An 11,775-nucleotide genomic window follows, 5' to 3' on the forward strand; every position below is an offset into this window, starting at 1 on the left:
TATGGCAAAGCTCGACGCCATCACCCTTTCGGTCCTCCAGGCGGCCCTGCAGCAGGTCTGCGACGAGATGGACCTGACCTTCTCACGCGCCGCCTTCTCGCCTGTCATCGCCGAGGCCAATGACCGCTCCGACGGCATCTATTCGGCTGTCGACGGTTCGCTGATCGCGCAAGGCAGCCAAGGCCTGCCGGTGTTCGTCGGTGTCATGCAATATTCGACCAGGACGGTGATCGAGATGATCGCCGACGGCCGTTGCCTGCCGCCGGAACCAGGCGACATCTACGTCGTCAACGACCCCTATCTCGGCGGCACCCATCTGATGGATGTGCGCTTCGCCATGCCGGTCTACCGGGACGGCAAGATTTTCTGCTGGCTATCCAACACCGGCCATTGGCCCGACATTGGCGGCTCGGTGCCGGGCGGATTTTCAGCCTCGGCGACTGCCGTGGAGCAGGAAGGCCTGCGACTGCCGCCCGTAAAACTGTTCAAGAAGGGCGTGCTCGATCCGGAAATCTACGCCATCATCTGCTCCAACATCCGCGTCGCCGACCAGCGCATCGGCGACATTCGCGCCCAAGCTGCCGCACTGCTGATCGGTCGGGACAGGCTCAATGGAATCCTGGATCGTTACGGGGATGAAACGGTTGTAGAGGCGATCGCCGAACTGCGCCGCCGCGCGGCCGAACAGATGCGCGCCAACATCTCAGCCATTCCCGACGGGACCTACCATTCCACGGCGTTTGTCGATTCCGATGGGGTGGTCAACGAGCCGCTGATCATCGCGCTCGCCGTCGAAAAACAGGGCGACACGCTGACCTTCGATTTCACCGGTTCGTCAAAGCCCTGCGCCGGGCCGATGAACAGCGTGCTGGCGACGACCCTATCCTCGGTCTATCTCGCCATGCGCCACATTTTCCCGGATGTACCGATCAGCGCCGGCGCGTTTGAACCCCTGATCGTCAAGCGGCCGGAAGGCACGTTCCTCGACGCCAAATATCCGCGGCCCGTCTCGGGCTGCGCCGCCGAGGTGTCGCAGCGCATCGCCGAGGCGGTGTTCGCGGCGATGGTGCAGGCGCTGCCGGACAAGGTGACCGCCGCCCCCGCCGGTTCCAGCGGCAATTTCGCACTCGGCGGCAACGACCCGGCACGCGGCCGCGACTACGTCATGTACCAGATCTCCGGCGGCGGTTATGGCGGCAATTCAGGCCATGACGGCCTGACCAATGGCTGCTCGACCATCGGCATCTCCAAGTCGCCGCCGGTCGAGATCATGGAACAGGCATTCCCGGTGCTCTACCGCCACTACGCCTTGCGTGAAGGCTCCGGCGGCGCCGGCAAGCATCGCGGCGGTTTCGGACTCGCCTATGAGGTGGAAATCCTGCGCGGCGACGCCCGCGCTTCCTTCGTCATGGACCATGGCCGGTTCGGCCCGCAGGGCGCGCTTGGCGGCAAGGACGGCGCCGTCAACACGGTGACCGTCTTCCGCAACGGCGAGGAACACGTGCCGCCGCATTTGTCCAAGGAACAGGACATTGCGCTCAAGGCCGGCGACCGTGTGCGCGTCGGCACGCCGGGCGGCGGCGGCTACGGCGATCCGCTGCAGCGCGATGCCGATCTTGTGCTGCGCGACGTGGCGCTGGGGTACTACACATCAGAGGAAGCCACCGAAAAGTTTGGCGTTGTCCTCTCGGCCGGGGAGTTGGCCATCGACCGGACGGCCACCGACAAGCAGCGCGTCGGCTAACACATCACCGATCGATCGACTGGTCTGCTCGCCGCGCCGCGATCGCCGCAGCGCATGTCGTTTCCGTCTCCGCCGCGCGCCTGGAAGACCGTAGACTTCCCGCTTTCAACGGGGATCTCGAACATGCGTCTTTTCGGTCGTTTCGTGCTTGCCGCTTCCGTCGCCCTCACCCTTGCCACGGGTGCCGCCTCCGCCCAGGACAAAAAACTCAGGATCGGCACCGAAGGCGCTTATCCGCCCTTCAACTACGCCAGTGCCGACGGCACGCTGGGCGGCTTCGACATCGACTTGGGGAAGGCGCTGTGTGCCGAGATGAAGGCTGAGTGTGAGTTCAGCGTGCAGGATTTCGATGGTTCCATACCGGCGCTGCAGGCCGGCAAGTTCGACGCCATCATCAACATCACCATCACGCCCGAGCGGGCCGAGAAGGTCGAGTTCACCCACAAATACTACCAGACGCCGCCGGCTATCGCCGTGCCGAAGGATTCGACCATCGCGGGCACGTCGCCCGATGATCTGAAAGGCAAGGCGCTCGGCGTGCAGACCGCGACCATCCACCAGAAATTCGCCGACCAGAAATATGCAGGCTCGACGGTCAAGGCCTATCCGACGGGCGACGATGCCCGCACCGACATGGCCAATGGCCGCCTCGACGCGATGATGGACGGGTCGATCATCTTGACCGAGTGGTTGAAGAAGCCAGACGGCGCCTGCTGCAAGCTGCTCGGCACGCTGACCGCCGATCCGGCCATACACGGCCCCGGCGTCGGCATCGCCCTGCAAAAGGGCAACAAGGAACTGGCCGACAAGCTCAATGCGGCCATCGACGCGCTGCGCGCCAATGGCAAGTACAAGGAAATCAACGACAAGTACTTCTCGTTCGACGTCTACGGCAGCTGAGAACGACAACAGATGCCTTCCGGCAGCGCCGGCTGGCGCTGCCGTTTTTCTTGAATGATGGAGACTTCCTTGGCTGAGCGGCGTTCCCCTTTCTACAGCAGCATCGTCGGGCTGGGCGCGACCATGGGTCGTGTCGGGGGCGATTTCATCTCCGCTAAAACCTATTCCGGCATTGCCGACGAGCATCTGAACACCCGCGAAAATGTCGGCGTGCAGGATCTCAGCACCATGGGCAAGATGGACATCAAGGGGCCGGATGCCGAGGCGCTGGTCAACCATGTCATCGTCAATAATGCCGCTGCCATGAAACCGGGCCAGGTCCGCTATTCCACGGTCTGCCGCGAGGATGGCGGCATCATGGACGACCTCACCGTGTTTCGGTTGGGTCCGGAGCACTTCATGCTGGTAACCGGCTCGGTCAACCGCCTGAAGATGCTGCCCTGGCTGTTGCATCACGCGCAGGGTCGCAAGGCCTATGTCACCGACATCACGGCTTCCATCGCCTTCCCGACCATCCAGGGTCCGCGCTCGCGCGAACTGTTGAAGGCGATGATCTCGGATGCCGATCTGGACGGGCTGAAACGCTGGTCGTTCACGTCAGGCCACATCAACGGCACGCGGGTGCTGATCTCGCGCACCGGGGTCACCGGCGAGCTCGGCTTCGAGCTGTTCGTGCCGGCCGACGAGGCCGCTTCGGTCTGGGACGCGCTGATGCGGACCGGCCGGGACTTTGGCCTGAAACCCTATGGCGTGCTGGCAATGTTCACGCTGGGCCTGGAAAAGGCCTATCCGGCGCACGGCATCGACATGGACGAGAGCCGCACCCCGTTCCATGTCGGGCTCGACCGCTGGATCAAGTTCGACAAGGGCGATTTCGTCGGCCGGCAAGCGTTGCTCAAGGTCCGCGACAAGGGCCTCGAAGAGCAATGGGTCGGCCTGATCCTCGACGGCGACACGCCGGCCGCCACCGATGCCAGGGTCCTGGCCGATGGCGAGGACGCCGGCACCGTCACCTACAGCGACCACGGCTATTCCCTGGGCAAGGTGCTGGCCACGGCGCACCTGCGGCTGCCTTTCACCGCGATTGGCACCGAACTCAGCATCGACATCGATGGCAAGCCCAGCCGGGCGGTCGTGGCGCCGATACCGTTCTTCGATCCGGAAGGGATCAGGCTGCGAGGTTAGTTGGCTTCAAGCCATGGGGCTTAGCGCTACTTGGATCATCCTTCGACGATGATCTTGATGGCCGACGGATCCACCCCGAAAGTCATCGCCAGCCGTCTCTTCGCCTCGGCGATTGTCAACGGGCCTTCGTCCTCGGCAGGGGCATCTTCCCCTAGATCGACATCGGCTCGGCCATCCAAGGGCACTGAAGCAATGGGGGGGTATTTCAGGCCTGCACCGGCGCCGACAAGCGTAACGGGGTCGGAGGTTTCTTCCTCGTATAGCGACAGCCAGACACCGCGGCCAACTGGAATATTGTACCCAGCCTTCTTCCGGGCGGCATATGCCCGGTCGTAGCGCTCCCGCATCTGTGTCGCGTCGATCATATGTATGTACGCGAGCCGGGGCATGTACTTATTATCGACCGAAACCGCGACGACATAGTCCACGTCGTCAAGTGTCAGCCAGCCGCCATCGTCTGAAGTGCGCGGGAAAGCAATCCATGTGTCTTGGCTTGTCCTGATAGACACAAGTTTGGTGTCTTTGCCTTTTGTGATCTTTCGGACAGACGATTTGCCAAGCCCGGCCTTTTCGACGGACCACCCATTCTGCTGAAGTACGTCTATCCCCGCTTGGAAAAGCAGCCCCTTTGTCGCTCCTTTCTCTGGCGTTTGAAAAATATTCGTCATCTCACCAAGCCTTTTCTGATCTCTGGCCTGTAACATTGATCCTTTTAAAAAGGGCTGTCAATCGCCATCGAAAAGACAGAAAGGAATGAAAAAGAAATGAAAAGGATGCGGAAGAACTTGCGTGGCTCACCCCCTCCGATCCAGCCTCGCCACCAGACGATCCCCCACCCATTGGATGCCGCAGACCAGGATGATCAGCACGATGACCACTGCGATCATCACCGACGTCTCAAAACGCTGGTAGCCGTAGCGGATGGCGAGGTCGCCGAGGCCGCCGGCGCCGATCGCGCCGGCCATGGCTGACGCACCGATCAGCGTCACCAGCGTCACCGTGAAGCCGGCGACGATGCCGGGCAGGGCTTCTGGCACCAGCACCTCGCGGATGATCGTCCAGCGGTTGCCGCCCATGGCGCGCGCCGCCTCGATCAGCCCGCGATCGACTTCGCGCAGCGACACTTCGGCGATGCGCGCATAATAGGGCGTGGCGGCGATCGACAGCGGCACGATGGCCGCCCATGTGCCGATCGAGGTGCCGACGATCAGCCGCGTCACCGGGATCAGCGCCACCAGAAGGATGATGAAGGGCACCGAGCGGAAACCGTTGATGATGGCGCCGAGCGCCCGGTTCACCCAAAGGCTTTCGGCAATGCCGCCGCGTTCGGTAGCAATCAGCGCCAGGCCGAGCGGCAGGCCGAAGACCAGCGAGATGAGGCCGGAGGCGGCCGTCATCAGCACCGTCTCCCAGATCGAACGCAGCAGAAGTTCAAACAGGATTGGCGACATGGCCAAGCACCTCCACCCGCGCCTGGCGGGCCTTCAGGAATGTGATGATGTCAGCAAGATGATTTGCATCGCTGCCGGGAACCGAAAGGAACAGCGTGCCGACCGGCTGCTGCTGGATATGGTCGATGCCGCCATGGACGAGGCGGAAGGCGCCTGGAACAGCCGTGGCAAGGTCGGACAGCAATGGCCTGCTTGCCGCTTCGCCGGCCACATCCACGCGCAGGATCGTCTCCTCGCCGGGCGCCGGCAACAGCCGGGCCGCCAGTTCGGCTGGCAGCTGCGGCCGGATGGCGCCGAGCAGGCTTTTGGTGATGTCTGATTGTGGGTCGGCAAACACCGACCAGACCGGCCCTTGCTCGACGATGCGTCCGGCGTCGATCACCGCCACGCGGTCGGCGATGGAACGGATCACCTCCATCTCATGGGTGATCAAAAGGATGGTCAGGCCAAGCTGCCGGTTGATGTCCTTGAGCAGTGCGAGGATGGAGCGCGTCGTCTCCGGATCGAGCGCCGAGGTGGCTTCGTCCGACAGGAGCAGCGCCGGGCGCGCGGCAAGCGCCCTGGCGATGCCGACCCGTTGCTTCTGGCCGCCCGACAGCGACGCCGGATAGGCCTTGGCTTTCTCCGACAGGCCGACAAGATCGAGCAGTTCGGCGGCGCGCTTCAGCCTCTCGGCTTTCGGCCGGCCCTCGATCTTCAGCGGCAGCGCCACATTGTCCTCGACGGTCTTGGCCGACAGCAGGTTGAAATGCTGGAAGATCATGCCGATGCGCCGCCGCAGCGGCTGCAGGTCGCGCTCGCCGAGCCGGCTGATCTCGCGGCCCTCGATGAACACCTCGCCGGAGTCAGGCCGTTCCAGCCCGTTCAGGCAGCGGATCAGCGTCGATTTGCCGGCGCCGCTGCGGCCGATGATACCGAGGATCTCGCCCTTGCGCACGGTCAGCGAAATGCCGTCGAGCGCCGCCGTCACACCGAAATGGCGCTTCAGGTCGACAAGGCGCACGACATCCTGAGATGCGTCGGGCCGGGTCTGGGTCGGATCGGCGGTCTTCCCGGATGCCGTGATATGCTGGTTCATGAATATTCCTGTTCCCGAAAACGCAATCGCGGCCCGCGCCTGAGCGCGGACCGCTGTTGCTCTCGAACCGGGCTTCCGGCCGAGGACCGGATCAATAGGCGCTGAGGCCGGTGCCCTTGTAGACCTTGTCGAACTCGGCCTTCACCGCCTCGTTCTGATAGGAAGCCACCAGCGTCTTCACCCAGGCCTCGTTCTCGTTACCGGTCTTCACCGCGATGAAGTTGCGGTAGGGATTGTCGGCGATAGGCTCCTGCGCGATGCGGTTTTCCGGCGACAGGCCGCTTTTCAGCGCCCAGTCGGTATTGACTACGGCCGCATCGAGATCCTCGACCGAGCGGCCGACGATACCGGCGTCAAGTTCCTTGATCACCACCTTCTTCGCGTTCTCGGCGATGTCGGCGGTGGTGGCCAGAATGCCGGTGCCATCCCTGAGCTTGATCACGCCCTCGTTCTGCAGCACGCGCAGCGCCCGGCCTTCGTTGGAAGGGTCGTTGGGCACGCCGATGACCGCGCCCTCGGGCAGGTCGGCAACCTTCGTGTATTTCTTAGAGTAGAGGCCGATCGGCCAGACGCCGGTATAGCCGACACGGACGATGTGGTAGCCTTGAGTCTTGATCTGGTTGTCGAGATAGGGCTGGTGCTGGAAGGCGTTGGCGTCGATCTCGCCGCGCTCCAGCGCTTCGTTGGGCTGGGTGTAGTCGTTGAATACCACCGTCTCGATGGCAAGGCCCTTTTCGGCGGCTTGCGCGACGACGACGCGCCAGACGTCCTCGTCCTCGCCGCTGATGATGCCGACCTTGATCGCCTTCTTGTCCTCGGCAAACGACGCATGCGGTGCAATCAGGCTGCCGATCGCGACGACCGAGGCGAACAGCAGAGCAAGGCCACTGCGCCGGTTGACGGTTGACCCGGGGGAAGATGGCAAAGTGTTCTTGAAGTCAGTCATGATTGATCTCTGCGGTTGTGAAGTCATGGCAGCGAGGCGGATTGCCTAGCCTTGGTCGCATCCTCAGAAATTCTATCAAGTTTATCAAAGAACGCGTTTCGCCATTCTCGCCAAAGCCGGGAATATTCTCTCAAAATTTTCAAGAGCGTGAGCAAAAGCCGCCGCTTGACCGGCCGCAGCGGATCGCGGCGCGATCTTGCGCGCGTCTGGAGGTCGTCAGATTCTCAGAGAGCTCAGCGTGCCGTCAAAGCGCGATCCAGGCCGTCTTCAGTTCCAAATATTTCTCCAGCGCGTGCAGCGACTTGTCGCGGCCGAAGCCGGACTGCTTGACGCCGCCGAGCGGCACGGTGATGTCGGCGCCGCCATAGGTGTTGACGTGGACGACGCCGGCATTGATGGCGCGCACCATGCGATGCGCGGTGGAGAGATTGGCGGTCCACACCGCGGAGGCAAGCCCGTAGACGGTCGAATTGGCAAGCCGCACCGCCTCCTCCTCGGTCTCGAAGCGCATGACGCCGAGCACCGGCCCGAACACCTCCTCACGCGCCAACTGCATGTCCTGCATGACATTCTCGAAGATCGTTGGCGTCATGTAGCTGCCACCGGTCTCGGTCAGCATCCGCTGGCCGCCGGTGACGAGACGGGCACCTTCTTCCGTGGCCCTGGCGACGAAACCGAGGTTCTTGTCCAGCTGTTCGGCGCTCGACACCGCACCGACATCGTTGGCGAGATCGAGCGGATCGCCGACTTTCAGCCGCATCGTTGCCTGGAGAAGCTCATCCATGAAGCGGTCATAGACCGCTGACTGGACGAGAAGCCGCGAGCCGGCGACGCAGACCTGGCCGGAATTGCGAAAAATGCCGTTGGCCGAGACGACCGCCGCCTGTTTCAGGTCGGGGGCATCGGCAAAGACGATGTTCGGCGACTTGCCGCCGAGTTCGAGGAAGACGCGCTTCAGATTGGAGCGAGCGGAATATTCGAGCAGCCGCCGGCCGACCGGGCCGGAACCGGTGAAGGCGATGGCGTCGACATCCATATGCAGACCGAGCGCCTCGCCGGTGACCGCGCCAAGCCCGGTGACGACGTTGAGCACACCGGCGGGCAAGCCGGCCTCGCTTGCCAGTTCGGCCAGCCGCAGCAGCGTCAGCGAGGCGATCTCCGGCGGCTTCACCACCACGCAATTGCCGGCGGCAAGTGCAGGCGCGATCTTCCAGGCACCGATCATCAGCGGGAAATTCCACGGCACGATGACGCCGACGACGCCGAGCGGCTCCTTGTGGATCAGTCCGAGCACATTCTCGGCCGTCGGCGCGATCTCGCCATAGACCTTGTCGATGGCCTCGGCATAGTAGCGGATGGTGCCTGCCGCCGACAGCGGTTCTGCCTTGTAGGCCATACCGATCTCGGTGCCGTTGTCGCGCACACCGAGCACGGCGAGCTCATCGGCGTGTTTCTCGACCAGCTCGGCGAATTTCGTCAGCACCTTCTTGCGAAAGGCGGGTGCGGCGCGCGACCACGAGCCCTTCTCGAACGCCTTGCGCGCCGACTTCACGGCGCGGTCGATATCGGCGGCGTTGCCGTCGGCGATGCTGGCGAAAGGTCGGCCGTCGATCGGCGACGTCACCGGCAGGCTTGCGCCGCCTGTTGCCTCGACCTGCACGCCATCGATGAACAGGCCCTGCGCGCCGATCTCCGTCTTGCGCAGCGTTTCGATGGCATTCTGACTGATCATTGGTGACGGACTCCAAGGGAAACATGCAATGTGGTTGGCGCGCGGAATTCCCAGCCGCGAAACACCGGTTCCCTGCTCGGCACAAGGCTGAGATCGGGGAAGCGTTGGAGCAACAGCCGCACCGCAAGGCACATCTGCTCGCGTGCGAAGAACCGGCCCGAACAGAAATGATGGCCGAAGCCGAAGGCGGCATGGTTGCCTTCGTTGCGGTTGATGTCGAAGCGGTCGGGATCGGCAAAGCGACTCTCGTCGCGGCTTGCCGAAGAGACGAGGGCGGCGACGGCAGCGCCGGCCGGGATCGTCACGCCGCCAAGCTCGACTGCCCGCGTCGTCTGCCGCGTCTGCGTGCCGATCGGCGCCACCCAGCGCAGGCCCTCGTCGACCGCCTTCGGCACGAAAGTCTCGGGATCGGCGAGCACCTGCCGCAATTGCTCGGGACGAGCCAGCAGGCCGGCGAGGATCGAGCCGGCGCCATGTCCGGGCTCCTGCATGCCGCCAAGCAGGATGACCTTGATGCTGGGCATCAGAAAGTCGATCGGCCGCGTCGTGCCCTCCGGCATGCCGTCATGCAGCATATGCGACAGCGCCGAGTCATCTGGCTGGCGCGCAAGTCTTTCCAGCGTCGGCAGGATGGCGTCGCCGACCTCGGCACTGATTGCGTCGGCGATCTCCTGCCGTTTCGGATCGTTCTCGAAATTGATGGCGCCCTGGGCAAGGCCGTAGAACCAGCGGCGCAGCGTCGGCATATCGATGCCGGCAAGGCCGAGCGAGCGCGCCAGGCTGAGCGTCGACACCGGCTCGAAATAATCGGCCATCAGCTCGGCGGAGCCCTGGTTGGCGATCCGGTCCAGAAAAGGTTCGGCAATCGACCGCACGAGGTCGCCGGCATAGGCGGCGACGGTGCGCGGCCGGTATTTCGGGTCGACGCCTTGGCGCAGTTGCTTGTGCGTCTCGCCATCGGTGGTCAGGATGGTCGGCTTGCCGAAGGAACGCTCAACTGGTGACGAGCCGACGACGGCGGAGAAGATCTCGGGCGACTTGGCGACGCTCTCGACATCCTTCCAGCGGGTGACGAACCAAAGATTGACCGCCGGCACGAAAGCGACCGGCGCACTGCGCCTGAGCTCTGCATAGATCGGGTAGGGATCGGCTTCCAATGCCTCGACGGTGATATTTTCGGCAAAGCTCAAATCCGCCACTCCCCTTGTGGTGTAAGGGGCGGCGTGGCATGCCGCCCCTTTGCTTTTCTCAATCTTTCAGCGGCTGGCCGAGGTTTTTGAACGCGACCGGATCGCGGCTCTTCAGCGCGCTGGCCAGCAGCAGGCCGACGATCGCGGCGATCAGCACCAGCCCCGGCAGGAACACGCCAAGGAAACCGCCGGCTCCCGACAGGCTGCCGAAATTGATGACGATCAAATAGATGATGATGACGAAGGCGATGAAGGTCAGCCCGGGCAGGATGGTGGTCTTCAGCGCATTCTCGTGGGCCGCCGGGTTGGCGCGGAAGAACATCACCACGGCAAGCGATGCCACCGCCATCATCACGATGACACCGAGCGTCGCGACATTGGTCAGCCACGAAAACAGCGCCAGCACCGGATCGAGGCCGAGCACGGCGAACAGGCCGACAACGACCGCGGCGAGCACGCTCTGGATGACGGAAGCGACATGTGGGCTCTGGTGCACCGGATGCGTCACGCCGATCGTCTGCGGCAACAGCTTCTCGCGGCCCGAGACGTAGATGTAGCGCGCAACCGCATTGTGGAACGCCAGCACGCCGGCAAACAGGCTCGACACGAACAGGATGCTCATCGCCTGCGAAAGCATCGTGCCGGCGTAGCGGTCGGACAGGCCGAACAGGAAGGTCGTCGGATCCTGCAATCCCTGCAGCGTCGGCAGCAATTTGTCGACACCGGCGCCGACCGCCATCAGCCATGCCGTGAGCATGTAGAAGACGCCGATCAGCACGACCGAGAAATAGGTGGCGCGCGGAATGGTGACCTTTGGGTCGCGGGCTTCCTCGGCATAGATCGTCGTCGCCTCGAAACCGATGAAGGCGGCGAAGCAGAACAGGATGGCGATGGCCGGCGAGCCGCTGACGATCTGGCTCCAGCTGAATGGCGCCGCCGACAGGCCGCTATCGCCGCCGGTCTTGAGGATGGCGATATCGAGGATCAGCACCACAAGATATTCGCACAGCACCAGCACCGTCAGGATCTTGGCGGAGAGGTCGACCTGCCGATAGCCGAGCACGGCGACCAGCGCGATGGCGATGAAGCTCCACACCCACCAGGGCAGGTTGATGCCCCAGCCGGCGAACAGGCCGGCGGTTGCGGCGCCCAGCAGGCCCATGACGCCGATCTGCATGGCGTTGTAGGACAGGATGGCGATCAGCGCCGTGGCGCCGCCGGCCATGCTGCCGAGGCCGCGTGCGGCATAGGCATAGAAGGCGCCGGCATTGCCGACATGGCGTGACATGGCGACATAGCCGACCGCGAACAAAAGCAGCAGCACGGTCACGATGAGATAGGTGCCGGCAAAGCCGGCGCCATTGCCCATCAGCATGCCAAGCGGCGTGCCGCCGGCGACTGCCGTGAGTGGGGCGGCCGCAGAAATCACCATGAAGGTGATGGCGCCGACGCCAAGACTGTTCTTGCGCAGCCTGTTGGCCGGCGCCTGTTCCGAGACTGCTGTCATTGATCCCTCCTGTTTGCAAACCCTTGAGTTCGCCGGCCGAAT

At 63.6% G+C, this 11,775-nt stretch carries 10 protein-coding genes; 3 read left to right on the plus strand and 7 right to left on the minus strand.

Translation table 11 applies throughout. From position 1 onward, the window contains the following. Nucleotide 1 precedes the first annotated feature (1 nt). From LB519_RS17935 to LB519_RS17945, 3 genes are all read left to right on the plus strand, one after another. Complete coding sequence (locus LB519_RS17935) at nt 2–1,744, plus strand: hydantoinase B/oxoprolinase family protein (protein ID WP_224620772.1); 1,743 nt, start codon at nt 2–4, stop codon at nt 1,742–1,744. 123 nt (nt 1,745–1,867) lie between these two features. Continuing rightward, nucleotides 1,868–2,644: an ABC transporter substrate-binding protein gene (locus LB519_RS17940; RefSeq protein ID WP_063170907.1), complete on the plus strand. Its 777-nt coding sequence runs from the start codon at nt 1,868–1,870 to the stop codon at nt 2,642–2,644. A gap of 54 nt (nt 2,645–2,698) precedes the next feature. Next, on the plus strand, nt 2,699–3,829 hold the full coding sequence (locus LB519_RS17945) for an aminomethyltransferase family protein (RefSeq protein ID WP_318011935.1): 1,131 nt from the start codon (nt 2,699–2,701) through the stop codon (nt 3,827–3,829). A gap of 35 nt (nt 3,830–3,864) precedes the next feature. On the opposite strand, the gene LB519_RS17950 is transcribed toward LB519_RS17945, so the two are convergent. The 7 genes from LB519_RS17950 to LB519_RS17980 all read right to left on the minus strand — a co-directional run bounded on the left by LB519_RS17950 (nt 3,865) and on the right by LB519_RS17980 (nt 11,733). Further along, nucleotides 3,865–4,497 carry a hypothetical protein gene (locus tag LB519_RS17950; protein WP_063173500.1) on the minus strand — a complete coding sequence of 211 codons (633 nt, stop codon included), beginning with the start codon at nt 4,495–4,497 and terminating at the stop codon, nt 3,865–3,867. A 126-nt stretch (nt 4,498–4,623) separates the two neighbouring features. Further along, a complete protein-coding gene (locus LB519_RS17955; protein WP_027161152.1) occupies nt 4,624–5,280 on the minus strand; it encodes a methionine ABC transporter permease in 657 nt (218 codons plus the stop codon). Then, nucleotides 5,261–6,358 carry a methionine ABC transporter ATP-binding protein gene (locus LB519_RS17960; protein WP_224620774.1) on the minus strand — a complete coding sequence of 366 codons (1,098 nt, stop codon included), beginning with the start codon at nt 6,356–6,358 and terminating at the stop codon, nt 5,261–5,263. Before LB519_RS17960 ends, LB519_RS17955 begins: the two co-directional genes overlap by 20 nt. 91 nt (nt 6,359–6,449) lie before the next feature. Next, nucleotides 6,450–7,304, minus strand: coding sequence for a MetQ/NlpA family lipoprotein (locus LB519_RS17965; RefSeq protein ID WP_127369105.1), 855 nt, complete (start codon nt 7,302–7,304; stop codon nt 6,450–6,452). 244 nt (nt 7,305–7,548) lie between these two features. Continuing rightward, nucleotides 7,549–9,036, minus strand: a complete 1,488-nt coding sequence (locus tag LB519_RS17970) for an aldehyde dehydrogenase (RefSeq protein WP_224620775.1) — start codon at nt 9,034–9,036, stop codon at nt 7,549–7,551. Beyond that, nucleotides 9,033–10,226 (minus strand): cytochrome P450, encoded by a 1,194-nt coding sequence (locus LB519_RS17975; RefSeq protein ID WP_224620776.1) that lies wholly within the window; start codon nt 10,224–10,226, stop codon nt 9,033–9,035. Before LB519_RS17975 ends, LB519_RS17970 begins: the two co-directional genes overlap by 4 nt. Nucleotides 10,227–10,284: 58 nt before the next feature. Next, nucleotides 10,285–11,733, minus strand: a complete 1,449-nt coding sequence (locus LB519_RS17980; protein ID WP_063170911.1) for an APC family permease — start codon at nt 11,731–11,733, stop codon at nt 10,285–10,287. Nucleotides 11,734–11,775: the final 42 nt, after the last annotated feature.

Origin of the sequence: Mesorhizobium sp. AD1-1, from assembly GCF_020164655.1 — a bacterium.
In the GTDB taxonomy this organism is placed as follows: Bacteria; Pseudomonadota; Alphaproteobacteria; order Rhizobiales; family Rhizobiaceae; genus Mesorhizobium; species Mesorhizobium ciceri.